The 14,808-nt window shown below is 50.2% G+C and carries 15 protein-coding genes; 3 read left to right on the forward strand and 12 right to left on the reverse strand.

Going from position 1 to position 14,808, the window contains the following annotated elements; genetic code table 11:
• Positions 1 to 53: 53 nt before the first annotated feature.
• The 10 genes from NSU18_RS09880 to NSU18_RS09925 form a co-directional block, all read right to left on the reverse strand.
• Positions 54 to 980 (reverse strand): ABC transporter permease, encoded by a 927-nt coding sequence (locus tag NSU18_RS09880; RefSeq protein WP_341020097.1) that lies wholly within the window; start codon positions 978 to 980, stop codon positions 54 to 56.
• 193 nt (positions 981 to 1,173) lie between these two features.
• On the reverse strand, positions 1,174 to 2,733 hold the full coding sequence (locus NSU18_RS09885) for a response regulator (RefSeq protein WP_341020096.1): 1,560 nt from the start codon (positions 2,731 to 2,733) through the stop codon (positions 1,174 to 1,176).
• Positions 2,734 to 2,773: 40 nt separating this feature from the next.
• On the reverse strand, positions 2,774 to 4,495 hold the full coding sequence (locus tag NSU18_RS09890) for a sensor histidine kinase (RefSeq protein ID WP_341020094.1): 1,722 nt from the start codon (positions 4,493 to 4,495) through the stop codon (positions 2,774 to 2,776).
• Between the two features lie 157 nt (positions 4,496 to 4,652).
• Complete coding sequence (locus NSU18_RS09895; protein WP_445321850.1) at positions 4,653 to 5,657, reverse strand: CapA family protein; 1,005 nt, start codon at positions 5,655 to 5,657, stop codon at positions 4,653 to 4,655.
• 192 nt (positions 5,658 to 5,849) lie between these two features.
• Entirely contained in the window at positions 5,850 to 6,509 is a 660-nt protein-coding gene (locus NSU18_RS09900) for a class I SAM-dependent methyltransferase (protein WP_341020091.1), read from the reverse strand.
• A 96-nt stretch (positions 6,510 to 6,605) separates the two neighbouring features.
• The gene (locus NSU18_RS09905; protein ID WP_341148897.1) at positions 6,606 to 7,214 is read right to left on the reverse strand and encodes a CPBP family intramembrane glutamic endopeptidase; all 609 of its coding nucleotides are present in this window, start codon (positions 7,212 to 7,214) and stop codon (positions 6,606 to 6,608) included.
• Positions 7,215 to 7,217: 3 nt separating this feature from the next.
• Positions 7,218 to 7,958, reverse strand: a complete 741-nt coding sequence (locus NSU18_RS09910) for a MerR family transcriptional regulator (protein ID WP_341020089.1) — start codon at positions 7,956 to 7,958, stop codon at positions 7,218 to 7,220.
• Between the two features lie 399 nt (positions 7,959 to 8,357).
• On the reverse strand, positions 8,358 to 9,380 hold the full coding sequence (locus NSU18_RS09915) for an SDR family oxidoreductase (protein ID WP_341148898.1): 1,023 nt from the start codon (positions 9,378 to 9,380) through the stop codon (positions 8,358 to 8,360).
• Positions 9,381 to 9,398: 18 nt separating this feature from the next.
• Positions 9,399 to 10,337: an aldo/keto reductase family protein gene (locus NSU18_RS09920; protein ID WP_341020085.1), complete on the reverse strand. Its 939-nt coding sequence runs from the start codon at positions 10,335 to 10,337 to the stop codon at positions 9,399 to 9,401.
• Positions 10,338 to 10,444: 107 nt separating this feature from the next.
• Positions 10,445 to 11,044, reverse strand: a complete 600-nt coding sequence (locus tag NSU18_RS09925) for a TetR/AcrR family transcriptional regulator (RefSeq protein WP_341020083.1) — start codon at positions 11,042 to 11,044, stop codon at positions 10,445 to 10,447.
• 123 nt (positions 11,045 to 11,167) lie between these two features.
• Here NSU18_RS09925 and NSU18_RS09930 point away from each other — a divergent pair, with 123 nt between their 5' ends.
• On the forward strand, positions 11,168 to 11,713 hold the full coding sequence (locus tag NSU18_RS09930; RefSeq protein ID WP_341148899.1) for a hypothetical protein: 546 nt from the start codon (positions 11,168 to 11,170) through the stop codon (positions 11,711 to 11,713).
• A 6-nt stretch (positions 11,714 to 11,719) separates the two neighbouring features.
• Here the strand turns inward: NSU18_RS09930 and NSU18_RS09935 are convergent, their stop codons facing one another.
• A complete protein-coding gene (locus NSU18_RS09935) occupies positions 11,720 to 12,325 on the reverse strand; it encodes a DUF1349 domain-containing protein (RefSeq protein WP_341148900.1) in 606 nt (201 codons plus the stop codon).
• Between the two features lie 184 nt (positions 12,326 to 12,509).
• Between NSU18_RS09935 and NSU18_RS09940 the strand changes: the two genes are divergently transcribed.
• Positions 12,510 to 12,884, forward strand: a complete 375-nt coding sequence (locus NSU18_RS09940; RefSeq protein ID WP_341020076.1) for a MerR family transcriptional regulator — start codon at positions 12,510 to 12,512, stop codon at positions 12,882 to 12,884.
• A 9-nt stretch (positions 12,885 to 12,893) separates the two neighbouring features.
• A complete protein-coding gene (locus NSU18_RS09945) occupies positions 12,894 to 13,655 on the forward strand; it encodes an SDR family oxidoreductase (RefSeq protein ID WP_341020075.1) in 762 nt (253 codons plus the stop codon).
• Positions 13,656 to 13,738: 83 nt separating this feature from the next.
• Here NSU18_RS09945 and NSU18_RS09950 read toward each other — a convergent pair whose 3' ends face one another.
• Positions 13,739 to 14,656 (reverse strand): Rpn family recombination-promoting nuclease/putative transposase, encoded by a 918-nt coding sequence (locus NSU18_RS09950; RefSeq protein ID WP_341151014.1) that lies wholly within the window; start codon positions 14,654 to 14,656, stop codon positions 13,739 to 13,741.
• Between the last annotated feature and the right edge of the window lie 152 nt (positions 14,657 to 14,808).

Here is a 14,808-nt window from a genome sequence, read left to right on the forward strand (position 1 = left end):
CCGGTGATTGAATATTAGCAGTGGTTGAACTCATCGGGCATTACCTCCTTGTCCTAGAATAGAGCGCGATCCTTATCGTATCGGCGTACTGCATAGTTGGCCAGCATGATGGTTGCGAAGCCGAGTATCGATTGGTAGAAGCCGGCGGCTGCAGACATCCCTATTTCATTGGATGTAGTCAGCGAGCGGAAGACGAAGGTGTCGATTACGTCTGTGGATGAGAACAGCAGGCCGTTGTTGCCGACCATGTTGTAGAACATCCCGAAGTCTCCGCGGAAGATATTACCGATTGCCAGCAGCACCAGAATGATGACGGTCGGCATCAGGTTCGGAACCGTAATTTTCATAATACGCTGGAAAATATTCGCGCCGTCAATCTCGGCGGCTTCATACATCTCGGTGTCAATGCTTGTAATCGCGGCCAGATACATAATCGTTCCGTAGCCGAGTGTCTTCCACGCGGATACGATGACCAGAATGAACGGCCAGTAGGCTGCCGTATTATAAATATCGATTGGCTGCATTCCCAGTCCCTTCAGCAGCACATTGACCGTACCTACATCGAAGTTGAAAAGGTTGTACGCAATCGCGCCCACAACCACCCAGGAGATGAAATAAGGCAGGAACAATACCGTTTGCGTCAGCTTGCGGAACCATTTGCCCGCTACCTCGAACAGCAGGATGGCTGCGAAGATCTGAAGCACGTTGTTCACAACGATGAATGCAATGTTATATAGTGCTGTATTTCGGGTTACGCGCCAGGCGTCGCCGGAGTCAATGAAGAATTTGAAGTTGTCCAGCCCGTTCCATGGACTGCCGAATACCCCGCCCGTATAGTCAAATTGCTTGAATGCCAGCACAATGCCCGACATGGGCAGATAAGCAAACAGCAGAAAGAACAATACTGCCGGTGTCAGCATAAGAAGCAAGGATCTGTATTTCTTGACATCATCCCAGAATCCGTGTTGTTTCTGTTTCATCTTGAATCCCCTTTCCCATTCCCATTTCTCTATAGCCTTATTATAAATAAGCGTCCATCCGGTGTGGATTAGGGCTATCAACTAAAAGTAATACTTTTTCAACGATCCGTTTAAATATATATACTTTCCAAAAAAACAAAAAACGTTGCCTCTGATTTGAAAACCAGAGCTGGCAACGTTTGGCAAACAAAGCTTATATCTTCTGTTTCTTGCGGTATTCCCCCGGCGTCATGCCGGTGATTTGCTTGAACTGACGGTTGAAATAGATGATATTCTTATAGCCCATCCGTTCGGCTATCTCATAGATCTTAAGCGTCGGATCACTGAGCAGCTCGAACACTCTGCCTGTCTTGCGCTCGTTGACGTATTCACTGAAAGGAACCCCGTATTCCTCCTTGAACAGGAAGCCCAGATAATTCGGGGTGAAGTCGAAGTGGGCGGCTACCTCCTTCAAGGTGATCTTCTTCTCCAGATTCTCCTCGACATAATTCATAATCTCGTCGATCAGCTTGCGCTTCTGCCGTTGCCGCTTCACGTACAGCAGCTCTGACAGCTCGAAGAATCTCCGTCTCATCCACGACAGGATATCGTGAATCGTCTCGAACTGGAACAGGATATCCGGCTGATGAGACTCCCACTGGAGCAGCTCATACAGATTCTCATTCTGCTGCTGCAGGTCCGCATGTAGCTTGGAGGTGATACGGATAATCAGCTCATAGACATCCTTCTTGCCGGCATTCGTGAACAACTCCAGCAGATGGTCATCAATCGCCACCAGATCGTACTGGATGATAGCCTCCAGCAGCTGCACAACGGTCTGTTCAATCCTGGCCCCCGGCGTCCCGCGCGGGGAGGACTCCAGATTGTCGCGGATCAGCCGGTTCTTGCCCAGCAGCCACTTCGCACTGAGTGCAGCCGTTGCCTGCTGGTAGGATTCATGCAGCCCCGCCTCATCCTGGGCGTAACGCCCGACCCCGATGGTTAAGGTGCAGGGTGAGCTCCCGGCCATCTGCTTAATCAGTTCATCCAGCAGACTGAGGAAGCTGTCCGGCGGAAGACTGCACAGAATGACGAACCGGTGATGATGGACAGGAATCAGTATTCCCAGCTGGGTGCTCTCTACGAACGCTCTGATCAGTCCGGCCATCTGCCGCGTCTTGACCCGCGCATCCTCCTCGGACAGGTCGCGCAATTTCCATTCCAGATCATCAATTTCAATAATTGCTGCAGCCGCTCCCTTCATGAGCAGCGGGTTCAGGGCACTGCGCAGATGCTGCTCCGCCGGCTCAGGCGATGCATCCTCGAACCAGCGCAGAATCAGCTCCTTGTTCACCAGGGACAATGCCTCGGTGAAGGAACGGTTCTTCTCCCGTTCCTGCTCCAGAGCGGCAGACAAAGATTCCAGCATGTCGTAGAGATCCTTGTCTTCTACAGGCTTCAATAAATAGCCGGAGGCATTGATCTCAATCGCTTCCTTGGCATAGCTGAAATCCTCATGGCCGCTGATGAAGACAATTTTGACCTTCGGATGGATGACCTTGGCCCGGCGCGCGAATTCCGTCCCCGTCATAATGGGCATACGTATGTCAGACAGGATGATATCCACCCGCTCCTGCTCCATGATCTTAAGCGCATTGAAGCCGCTGTTCGCCGTTCCTACCACTGCAAGATCCAGTGGACTGGCCAGCACTCTGCGCCGCAGCCACTCCAGATCGATTGCCTCATCGTCAACCAATAGTACATTGATACTCATCGCAATCTTGTCCTCCTGTATGTGTAACTGACCTCATGTCTTATAGCTCCTCATCACCTTGAAGCCCGGCAGGAAGCAGGAGCCGTACGGTTGTCCCGCCTCCGTAGAAGCTGGCAATTGTCACTCCGTATGCATCGCCGTATCTGAGCTTAATCCGCTCGTCCACATTTTTCACACCGTACCCGCCTGACTGGCTCGGTCCCTGCATCATACGCTTGACCACCTCTGGGCGCATGCCGATCCCGTTATCAATTACCTTAAGTTCAATATTGTCCCCTACCCGCTTGCCGGTCAGCCGGATGGCTATGGTCTCACCGAACCAGGCATGCTTGAATATATTCTCCACAAAAGGCTGAAGCAGCAGCTTAATCACCTGCATGTGCAGAATCTCCTCGTCCACATCCACGTGCAGCGTGAAGGCATCCGCATATTTGACCCGCTGAATCTCCAGGTACGTAGCAACCTGGTCCAGCTCCTTTTCCAGCTCAATATAGACATTGCCCTGATTGAGCGTCAGCCGGTAGAACCGGGACAGCCCCTGGACCATCTCCGTGACCTTGCCGATCTCCCCGAGATTAGCCAGGCTGCTGATCGTAGATAGTGTATTATATAGAAAATGCGGATTGATCTGTGCCTGCAGAGCTTCCAGCTCCGCCTGCTTCTTCTGAATTCCCTGCACATACACGCTGTTGATCAGCCCCTGGATGTTGGAGGCCATATCATTGAAGGAATCCGCGATCTGCACGAATTCATCATTGCCGGAGAAGCGGATGCGCTTCTGGAAGTTCCCGTCCTGGAAGGAACGCACCAGGCCTACGATCCTGCTCATTTTGCGGCCCGATATCCGTGCCACCACATACCCGATCAGGGTCATGACCAGGAAGCTCAGACTGCAGACCGCGATAATCACACGGCGCAGACGTCCGGCATCCTGGGTGAGATATTTATGCGGAACCATCGCTTCAATAATGAAGTTACTGCCCGGAATCTGCTCCTGCAGCCTGAGGAAGCTCCCCTCTCCGCTGCTATTATTGGCGGGGCCCCGCTGGAACAGAACGTCCCCGGTAGTCTCCTCCACCAGCCGCAGCGTAATTCCTTCCTCCAGCGGGAAGGTATCGAAGCCGCCGAACAGGTCCTCCAGCGATACCGTAATCCGCACATACCCGATCAGCGACTTGTAATCACTGAAGTTGACGAGTCTGCGCACATGTGAGAGGTTGCCCAGCTTCTGGTCTGTATCAATCTGCAGCCACAAATTATCACGCTTGGAATCCTTCAGCGACCGGTACCATGGACTGCCTACAATATCGTCCAACGGCAGAATGTAGTAATCGCTGGTAATAATCGGATCATCCAGATTATCGCCTGACACAATGTTCAGATCAGCGTTCGGAGTGTAGAGCATGAAGCGGATCTTGTTCCCGAACAGCTGCAGCGGCGCGGTAATCTGGGGAACAATCTCGTCAAGCATCGTCAGATAGATCTCAAACGGCGTCCCCTTCAGCTCCAGCGCACGCTGGAACGGCTGGCTGCCGAACAGGTTGTCCGACATCCGCTGAATCTCATCCATCTGATAGCGGATATTGTTCCTCGACTGCTCCATGCCTGTACGGATGTTGGACTCGGCCATCTCTGTCCGGGAATCGGTCAGCATGGAATAGGAGATATAGCCGATGAACACATCCGTAAGCAGAACCAGCAGCAGATAAGGAATCATCATTTTATAGGTGAAAGGCATGTACTTCTTAAGCTTGGGCATCATTCACTGGACATCCTCTGCATAGAATTCGTTATTGCTATTCTACTCCGAAACGGCACTTATGATAATACCAGGAACACGTCAAATAGCCCAGGGAGGATTAGGAAGCGGCTCCCCGGGCTTATACATTATGGCTCTGAATCTGTCAGGCCAGCTTACTTCACAGCTTCTCGCTGACTGCCCCGCCCGCTGCAATCTTCGCATTGAAGGAGAGCTGGTTCAGCTTCTTGATGGTCTCTTTATTGTAGGCATCCCCCATGAAATTCGGCTGCCCGCCAATGATTTTGACCGGTGTAATGCTGCTGGTTACCCCTGACGGGTTAATGGTGAAATTAACCAGCATCGAGTGCAGGGTCTTGTCTCCGCCCCGTGTGGAACGGTTGAACACAAAATTGCCCAGTGAATAGTAGATCGGCTTATGCTTGTAATATTCAATGCCCATCAGACAATGGCTGTGCGCACCAAGAATGATATCTGCACCGCTGTCGATCATCTGCTTGGCCAGCTTGCGGGCATAAGCTTCCGGGTAATCCTTGAATTCCTGATTCCAGTGAATATATACAACCGTATAATCATTATCCTTGGCAGACTTCTTAATTGCACTCAGCAGCGGCTCTGCCGTATAAGCAGAAGCCGCTCCCGGGCTGTTCTTGCCTGCATACCAGGAGGGGCTGGACAGCACACGGCTTGTACCCAGAACGGCGATCCGCTTGCCCTTGACGGTCTTGACATACGGCTTGAACGCTTCATCCATATTGGCACCCGCACCGGTGTGCCCAATGTTGTTCTTATCCAGATGAATCAGAGTATCCAGCATCGCGTTCCGGCCATAATCCAGAATATGGTTGTTGGCTACAGTGACACCGTCGATCCCCGCTTTGCTTAATCCCGCAAGTGCCGCCGGCTTGGAGCGGAAGGCGAACGTCTTACTGGCTGCAGTTCCGCGCACCGAGACAGGAGTCTCCAGATTGGCAAAAGCAAGATCTGCCTTCTGCAGCACCGGCGCTACCTTGGCGAATGGGAAATCAACGCCATATTTGGCAATCTGGTCGCCGACAAAGCCGTCCAGCAGAATATCCCCGGCAAACGTAAGGCTGATTTCCTCCTGCTTAGCAGCCCCCTGGGCGCTTATCCCCGCGGCAGGGACCAGCAGAAGCAGAATCATGACTATAACAGCATATCTGCGCAAAGTTCTCTAGCTCCTTTTTGTAATGTAATAGAATGATGACTGAAGCAGCTCAGCATTTACAGCCGGAACATTGCCGATCATCCCCATGAGATTGTCTCCTTCTTTCTTCTGCCCTAGAAGCTATTCTACTACAATGGAAGGAAACAACCAAATGATGGATGGACTTTGCTAGATTTGCGCTTTTTTGAGCACTGCCCGGAAGCAGCTTAGGCCGCCCCACTGATCTGTACGCACGGCATCTGCCGGAAGATTGAAATCCGTCTCGCCCCAATACTGAAAGCCGGCCTGCAGCAGAATCTCATTCATCCGCGGCAGGTTGACCGTCGGATGATCAAAGGTCAGCACCAGCAGCCCTTCTCCATTCAGCGTTCTATGGAACTCACGGACGGCCAGTACTGCTTCCTGCACAGACAGATGCTCCAGCACCGAGATACAAAAAACCGTATCAAAGCTCTCATCCTCATAAGGCAGTGAGGTCAGATCAGCCTGGGCCAGATGCAGCCTGTTCACAGGTCCGGCCTCCACCTGAGAGGCTGCAGTTGCTCCGGCATCCTCGGTGATATTCTGCATTATCGCTTCATGCGACAGAATCCGGGCATCCTTATCACAGGCATAGACCTCAGCGCTATGCTCGGCAAGATAGAATTTGAGCGGGTGAGAGATTCCGCAGGCTGCGTCCAGTACTACATCGTGCGGTGAGATGAAATTCGTACACCATTCGTATTCATACGGACGGCTCCACCAGGCTTCCGGCAAATCATAAACCAGCTTGTCACGGCGTGCATCGGTATTTACAAAAAAACGGGAGACGTAAGGATGTGTCGGCATGGCCAGGACTCCTTTACTCGTGGGGATTTCGGTAGTGAGAGTATATTCACGAATCCCGGATTCATGCTATAACCTCGCAGCAGCCTGACATGGGGATTATTTCGTAAGCTTCATGAAGTAGATCCCTATACCCAGATTATAAATGGCATGGGCAATGACCGATGGAACCAATGAATCCGTAAAGTAGAACAATAAAGCAAATATCAGGCCATTAATGAAAACTAAGCCGTAAGCCAAACGTACCCCTTTATACTGAGGGACATGAATAATCCAAAATAAAAAAGTACTTATCCCAATCACAATGCCGTCAAGGATAGAGCCATAACCCGTAAACAGTCCAATTAATACGCCTCTGAAGAAAAACTCTTCAACAATGCCTCCCCCCAGTGAGCTGACGGCAATGCCGCTTGGAGTTCTCATGATATTCCGTATAATCTCCGAACCTTCGGACTGGGGAAGCACCGCTTTTGTTGTTATAATAAGACCGACAGAGATAAGCACTACAATCGTACCCGCGATCAGCCCCAGCAAGGTAACTTCTAGAAAAGACAACTCACTTGGAACAAACAAGGACTGGATATAGGGAATGATTTCACCCCACCGGAAAATGGCAATGAGTGCTGCGCCTAAAACCAGAAATGGCACTAAACCTAACCCAATTTGGATCAACCATTTATTATGCTGCCGCGTACTTAATTCACTCAATTTCTATCCCCCCCTTCCTTCGAACTGATTGTTATAAAAGGCATGAATCGCTTCACCGAAAAATCCCCCCATATCATCAGGCAGCAAAGCCTTCAAAATCTCTGACTGCTTGTCCAAGCTCCGCTCTGTCTGAAAAAGCTCGTTCACAGATACCGGAACAAGGGCTAACACTTCCTGTAGCTCGCGTTGTACCTCTTGACTATCAGGACGCAGTCCGCTGTCCATGGATGTCTGAAAAAAAGACAATAACCTCCGGTTTAATCGATCAAATGCTGGTTGTTGCTGTTTATTTTTGGGTATTATTTTATCTACCGTGGTTGCAGAGAAATATTGTTGTAAAATCGTTCTTTGATCTTCTTCTAACCGGATCGCATTCATGAGCAACATCAGATCTTCATTGTTCAAATCACCCGTTTCATTCATTACATTCTTCATCCGGGCTATCATTTCCAAGGATTCGTTTATTCTATTTCGCTTATCACGAAGCACAGCTTCCTGCATTTCCACCATTTCTCCAAAAGAATACGCGGTCTCTTCAAGCATTTGTTTGATTTCGATTAGCGGCCAGCCCATACTCTTAAGCAACTGTATGTTATAGAATTTCTTGAGATCATCTCCAGCATAAATTTTCTGATTGGCGCCGTTTTTCTTTCCAGGAACAAGAAGCCCGATTTTCTCATAATATCTTAGTGTCCTTACCGTCGTATCGACAGCGCTGGCGAATTGACCGACCGTAAGCTCCATATAATCCCCTCCTGTATTACCGTTTTATATAAATTGAACTAATGATTTCTGTTTTGGGATTGCCGTGACTCCAGAGAAGTTTTGGACTTCCGGCCGCTGCCCTTCTGCAGATTTCTTGTTTTATCCCGTTTCTAACGGTTGAAATCCGCAGACAAAGGCGGTCGCTACCGCTCCTCCAGTTCCAAAATTCCCCTCCGCCACTTTTCCTTTAACTTTAATTTTTTAGTTCAATCTATATAGATTTATAAGTACCGTGTTTTTTATTATAAACTGTGACGTAACGTCCTACTCAATCCCTAATATTCAAGGTGGATCGATCCGTAAGCGAAACAGGCGCTACCCGTTAACGGACAGCACCTGCTCAGCGTAATCTATAGGTCTTGTATCTATAAAATCTACTTATACATAATAGCTAAGCAGCTTCGCATCAACGCCATGTCTTGCGATCAATCCGTCCAGCATTTTGGACCAATCATGGTCTGAGGTGCAGCGTTCCGGCCGGGCTTCGAACCAGGCAACCGACCGCTTCACGCCTTCCGCGAACGGCAGGGTGGCTTGGTAGTCTGGCACCAGGCGCTTGATCTTGCTGTTGTCGAATACACTGCTGACTGCCTGATCCCCGATCAGCCCGTCCGCCGTTCCCGCCGGGGTATTCGCAGCGATGAAGTCCGTGGACATGTGTACCACCTTCGGCTCACGGCCTGCGGCCTCCCCGATAGCGGCATAGATCTGATTCCAGTTCAGCACCTCATCCGAGGTAATATGAACCGCTTCTCCAAGCGCCTCCTGGAGTCCCAGCAAACCAACGAAGCCTTTGGCAAAATCCGTATTATGCGTCAATGTCCATAGAGAGGTGCCATCGCCATGAATGACGAGCGGCTGGCCCTTGCGCATGCGTTCCACCAGAGACCATGGATGGCTCCAGCTGGTCAGCGCCGCCGGAATGGCTGTATCTCCATAAGTATGGGAAGGCCGGACAATGGTCACTGGGAAGCCGCTGCTCTGATACGCTTCCAGAAGCAGCTCCTCGGATGCAATTTTGTCCCGGGAATACTGCCAGTACGGGTTCACCAGCGGGGTCTCTTCGGTAATCAGGTAATTACGCTGGGGCTTCTGGTACGCAGAAGCAGAGCTAATATAGATATACTGCCGCGTCTTGCCGGTGAACAGGTCAATATCCGTCTGCACATGCTCCGGCGTGAAGGCAATCCAGTCGACTACAACATCGAAGTCATACCCCTGTAGCGCCTCGGCTGCCTGCTCCTTGTCACGGATATCACCGTGTATCACCTGTGCGCCCTGCGGCACGAAGCTGCTGCGCTCTCCACGGTTGAACAGATACAGTTCTATTCCCCGTTCCACTGCCAGCCGGGAAACCGCCTGACTGATAAGTCCCGTTCCTCCGATAAATAGAACCTTCATCTGTATCCTCCCTCTCTCTTAACCGATAATTTCCTCAATTCGTGCCAATATATCCTCTTGCAGCTCAATGCCCGAAGCCTTCACATTCTCCTCCACCTGCTCAGGGCGGCTCGCGCCGACCAGGGCACTGGATACATTAGGCTGGCGCAGAATCCAGGCCAGCGCCAGATTGCCTACGGAGATATCCAGTTCAGCGGCAACCTTGACCAGCTCCTGAACCTTTGTAAGTTTCTCCTCCGTAATTCCTTTGCGCATCCAATCGAGCCGGGCAGCCCGGCTGTCTGCGGGAATATCGGAGACCGAGCTGTATTTGCCGGTCAGCAGACCTTGAGCGAGCGGGGAGAATACGACTTGTCCGATTCCCTTGCGCACCCCAAGCGGGATAATCTCCTTCTCGATATAACGTTCAAGCATATTATAGACCGGCTGATTGACCACGATATGATCCAATAGATACCGGTCGGCAACTGCAAGAGCTTCGGTCATCTGCGCCGCTGTCCATTCACTGACTCCCACATACAGCACCTTGCCCTGACGGACCAGATCATCCAGCGCCCGCAGCGTCTCCTCGATCGGAGTCTCCGGATCATACCGGTGACAGTAGAGCAGATCCACATAGTCAGCGCCCAGCCGCTTCAGGCTGGCATGGCATTGCTCTGTAATATGCTTCCGGGACAGGCCGCGGTCATTGGGACCGTCACCCATTACCCCGAACACCTTGGTCGCCAGCACATAGGATTCGCGCGGATAGCTGCTTAGGGTAGCTCCCAGCACCTTTTCCGCCGCCCCCTTCTCATAGACATTCGCGGTATCAAAAAAATTAATACCCAGGGAGTAAGCGGTTTCAATAGCCTTAACAGCATTGTCCTGCTCCACATATCCTCCATAGGTCAACCAGCTTCCCAGGCTGATCTCACTGACCTTAAGTCCGGTTCCACCTAATCTGCGGTATTTCATTAATCCCTTACTCCTCTCTGAATCCGGCGGGTCCAGCCAACCGGTTGCTATATGCACCTATTCATTCTAGAACAAATTGGCAAAAATAGAAAGCGGAGCGGACGGCTCTACCTGTCCCCTCCACTTCTGCAGATAGATTCCAGGTGAACATTCAGCACCCGGATCACACGTTGTTTATTCATCCGGTCAGGCTCAAGCATGGCATGAAGGGCCAAGCCGTCAATTAAGGCATACAACCGTTCGGCTTCATCATCCTTATCCAGCCCCGGCTTGAGGAGCGCCTGCTGATCCAGATAATCAATAATTTGGACGATCAGCGGATAGATCGCATCGTTAAGCTCAGTAGCCCTCTCCCTGCCAGTCTTGAGATGGAAGGTGAAAGCGAACCATACCTCCATCTCAGCCATGCTGCTGTCGTCGGTAGGGAGCAGCTCCAGCAGCACCTGCAAAATCTGCTCCCGGGGAGGAAGCTTCGACTGCATAATGTCCACAATCCTCGCTGTTACGCGCTCCTTCACCAGATTCATAGCAAACTCCAGCAATTCCTGCTGGGTAGAGAAATAATGGCGCAGCGCACCCAAGGATACACCCGCCTCGGCAGCAATATTACGCACCGTAGCCCCTTTGATTCCCTGCCGGATAATAACCCGCCAGGTAGCTTCGGCAATATTCGATTTTCGTTCGGAATGATCTACAATTTTTGGCATGCCCATATTGTAGCATACCCGAAATGATAAGCACAATTTAAATAATACGATTGTATTATTTAAAATCCGCTGTTATACTTCGACTAAGCTATACTTACTATCAACTATAACAAGGGGTGCGATATGAATCTGGTTGCATGGGCGATTGTTACCTGTGAGGTGTTGTTCTGGGTGGTCATTCTTGCAGGCTTTACAGCGCGTTATATCTTCAAGCGGTCTACACTGGGACTGATTTTGCTGGCGATGACTCCGGTGCTCGATATCCTTCTATTGATGATCTCCGGCGTGGATTTGGCAAGAGGCGCTACCGCTACGACAGCACATGCGCTTGCAGCCGTATATATTTCCGTATCTCTTGTATTCGGTAAAAGCATGATCGCTTGGGCCGACGAACGCTTCCGGTACTATGTTACCAAGCAAGGGGCGAAGCCGGCTAAGCGTTACGGCATGGATCACGCCAAGCATTATTTCCAGAGCTGGTTGAAGCACTTGCTCTCCTTTGTACTCGCTGCCGGGATACTGTATGGTCTCATCATCTGGATTGACGACGCCGCCCGTACCGAAGCTCTGTTAAGTATCCTAACCGTATGGTCCGTGGTGGTTGGCATTGACTTGATCATCACTGTTACCTATTTCATCTGGCCCCGACAGGCCAAAGGTTCAAGCTGAGCCGGCTTATACGCCGGCTCTTATATTTTTCACCGTCCGCTGCTCCAGTGAGAAATCCTTGTATATTCTATCCCCTCCATCGCCGGTAGGGGCTTGCGCCAACAACCCGACCTTGACCGTGTCTCCCACCGGAAGGGTAAAGAAACGCATCATGTCAAACCTTACGCCATCGGTCGAATAATGAAAAGCAAAGGCATTCCCAGACCTGGCAGCCTGAAGCCATACCTCATTGCCCTCAATATTGCAGCCATTCGCATCGTCCGAGGTCTGGTTTGTAACTACGCTGACCACCGCATGGGTATCAAAATCTGTCAGCTCAAAGCAAGCCTTGGCCCAGATGTTAAGGTCCTGCATCACCATAATGGAAGAGGAATCATACGTATCCCTAAAGTCATGGCTGACCTTCACGCGCAGCACGAAATCTCCTGTCACCTCTGTATAGAAGAAGGGAGCATTCGTCAGACTCTCAGGCGTCAGTCCCTCCTCGGAAATGGCCCCGTTATTGCAGAAAAAGTCGCTGTTAGCAGTGGCCTCTATTATAATACTGTCATCCTCAAACCGGATGTTCCCCTCATTCATCCACTGGTATGCTGTAAAATCAGCCTTGGTCATTTGGTATTCCTCCTATTTTTGGATATTTCTAATTAATTGCAGAGCAATCACATCCTATAGCAAAATGGAAAAATAACATATAGCAATATTTTGACAGACTCTTGAATATTAGGTTGACTTAAACCATGGTTTAAGTCGTATGCTATCTCTGTCGACATCTAACAATCACTTTGGAGGCCTCCAGATGAACTATTATTCCATTGGCGAAGCTGCTGCCCGTTTAGGGATTCCGGAATCTACCATCCGTTATTATGAGAAGCAAGGACTGCTGCCCCGGATGGAACGGGATGAAGCAGGCAGGCGGATTTTCACGGAGAATTATCTCGCCTTCCTTAAGATCATTCTCTATCTGAAAAACACACAGATGCCCATAAGCCAGATCAGGCAATATGTAGACTGGATGGCAGAGGGGGATAGCACGATTGCTCTGCGGCTAGCCATGTTTCAAGAACACAAACAGGCTGTACTGGCACAAATTGCGCTCATGACCGAAGCCTTGCAGGGCATTGATAAGAAAATAGAACGGTATACGAATTACTTAGAAAACAAAAGGAAATGAGGTTTTATCATGAAGCTCTCAGGAAACACCATTCTGATTACAGGCGGAGGCTCCGGCATTGGACTGGCGATGGCCGAACGCTTCATCGCTGCGGGCAACACGGTTATTATTACCGGACGGCGTGAGCAGGTGCTGCAGTCGGCTAAGGACAAATTCCCCGGCCTGATCATTCGTGCGTGTGATCTAATGGTAGAGTCAGAACGTCTCGCTCTCTTGGACTGGGTAACTGCAAGCTATCCGGGAGTGAATGTCCTAGTGAACAATGCCGGGATTCAGCAGCGCTTCAATGTACAGACAGCGGATGTGAGGAACCATTGGGCTGATTTCAATCAGGAAATCACCACCAACCTTGAAGCCCCTCTTCATCTGGCTATGCTGTTTGCCCCTTTCTTCGTAGCACAGGAAGCTGGAACTATCATTAACGTGACCTCTGGCCTGGCCTTTACTCCGTTTGCCATCGCACCGATCTATTCAGCAACAAAGGCGGCCCTTCATTCGTTCACCATGAGTCTGAGACTCCAGCTCTCCGGGACCCGCGTTGAGGTCATCGAGGTAGCCCCGCCAGCCGTAAATACAGATCTCGGCGGATCAGGGCTGCATGTACATGGCGAGCCGTTAGATGCGTTCACGGATGGGATCTTCCAGGGCCTTGCTGACGGACTCCAGGAGATCGGCTACGGCACATCTGTGGACCGTCTGCGCATGTCACGGGACCAGATTGACGAATATGCAGCGCAAATGTATGAGGCTACGAAGAGCTATATTGAATAAAAGATTTGAATCAGAACGCACCAAAGAGACCGTCTTAGGATAGGCGGTCTCTTTGGTATATGCGTTATTTGGAGAATGCCTGCTTACATCAGCTTCTTAATCTTTTCCACTGGTAACTCCACGGCCTTGGACACCTCTTCCGGGGTAAATCCATGAAGCAGTAATTTACGGATAATCTCCGCCTGACCTTTTTCTTTCCCTTGCTCTATCCCTTGTTCTATTCCTTGTTCTATTCCTTGTTCTATTCCTTCAGCTATACCTTCTTCATATCCCCAACGCTTCCAGGCTGGCATGAGTTCCATAATTGCTTCACCCTCCTCCGGGTATTGTATCATCAATTCTTGTATAATCTCTTCATCCTGGGCCCGGTCCGGCTGGAAATATAAATCTGCCACTGACATCACAAGTGCCAGCCGTCCCTGATCAAGCCGTGTCTTCAGCTTCATGAACATGCGCAGGAACTCCCGGCGCACATCTCTCGCTTCTCTTGTAGTATAACCCATCTTGGCCAGTAACGCAGCAGCCACTGCATTGTCTGAATCAATAAATCTTATCCAGTTCTGCTTACGCAATTCCACCTTAAGAAACTGGAAGCGTAGAATCTGGTGCTCAGGAATAACCATCTCTAAGGTATCCTGCTCTTCCCTGATCTCGTCTGAAGTGAAGATGGCGATCGGTATAATCAGCTTATGCTCTTTGCGGTAGCGTTCAAACAGACGGCTGAAATAGATAAACATTCGTTCATGAAACCGTGAATCCCGATACGACTGCGGCTCCAGGTGAATGAGAATATAACCGTCCAGCCCTTTGTAGCGGATCTCCAACAGCAGATCCAGCTCCCTCGCTTCCTCGCCAACAATATCCACTAGCAATTCCTGCATTAGAAACCGGGTTTCACTGTAGTCCAGCATTGCATCAAGCTCAGGAAAAAACAACTCAATAAATTCCTGAAAAAACGTCTCCAGCAGCTTCTTAAATGCTTCATCATGCGGTAAGGGGATTTTAGTCGCCTCCTGTTATGTACTGCTTGTTTGTTGTGAGTATATTCCATTTCAATGGAATTCGGTATAATAAAACGCACATGCGTTCTTATTTTGATGTAAAAAAGAGCAGCCCCGATCAAGTAGGGCTGCCTTTGTCTGCTCAGAAGCAT

The organism is Paenibacillus sp. FSL H8-0048, assembly GCF_038002825.1.
Classification (GTDB): Bacteria; Bacillota; Bacilli; order Paenibacillales; family Paenibacillaceae; genus Paenibacillus_AQ.

What these genes read in the sequence shown, in the direction of transcription:
- NSU18_RS09880 (WP_341020097.1), bottom strand. Translation starts at nt 980, where the DNA reads ATGAAACAGAAACAACACGGATTCTGGGATGATGTCAAGAAATACAGA.
- NSU18_RS09885 (WP_341020096.1), bottom strand. Translation starts at nt 2,733, where the DNA reads ATGAGTATCAATGTACTATTGGTTGACGATGAGGCAATCGATCTGGAG.
- NSU18_RS09890 (WP_341020094.1), bottom strand. Translation starts at nt 4,495, where the DNA reads ATGATGCCCAAGCTTAAGAAGTACATGCCTTTCACCTATAAAATGATG.
- NSU18_RS09895 (WP_445321850.1), bottom strand. Translation starts at nt 5,657, where the DNA reads ATGATTCTGCTTCTGCTGGTCCCTGCCGCGGGGATAAGCGCCCAGGGG.
- NSU18_RS09900 (WP_341020091.1), bottom strand. Translation starts at nt 6,509, where the DNA reads ATGCCGACACATCCTTACGTCTCCCGTTTTTTTGTAAATACCGATGCA.
- NSU18_RS09910 (WP_341020089.1), bottom strand. Translation starts at nt 7,958, where the DNA reads ATGGAGCTTACGGTCGGTCAATTCGCCAGCGCTGTCGATACGACGGTA.
- NSU18_RS09915 (WP_341148898.1), bottom strand. Translation starts at nt 9,380, where the DNA reads ATGAAGGTTCTATTTATCGGAGGAACGGGACTTATCAGTCAGGCGGTT.
- NSU18_RS09920 (WP_341020085.1), bottom strand. Translation starts at nt 10,337, where the DNA reads ATGAAATACCGCAGATTAGGTGGAACCGGACTTAAGGTCAGTGAGATC.
- NSU18_RS09925 (WP_341020083.1), bottom strand. Translation starts at nt 11,044, where the DNA reads ATGCCAAAAATTGTAGATCATTCCGAACGAAAATCGAATATTGCCGAA.
- NSU18_RS09930 (WP_341148899.1), top strand. Translation starts at nt 11,168, where the DNA reads ATGAATCTGGTTGCATGGGCGATTGTTACCTGTGAGGTGTTGTTCTGG.
- NSU18_RS09935 (WP_341148900.1), bottom strand. Translation starts at nt 12,325, where the DNA reads ATGACCAAGGCTGATTTTACAGCATACCAGTGGATGAATGAGGGGAAC.
- NSU18_RS09940 (WP_341020076.1), top strand. Translation starts at nt 12,510, where the DNA reads ATGAACTATTATTCCATTGGCGAAGCTGCTGCCCGTTTAGGGATTCCG.
- NSU18_RS09945 (WP_341020075.1), top strand. Translation starts at nt 12,894, where the DNA reads ATGAAGCTCTCAGGAAACACCATTCTGATTACAGGCGGAGGCTCCGGC.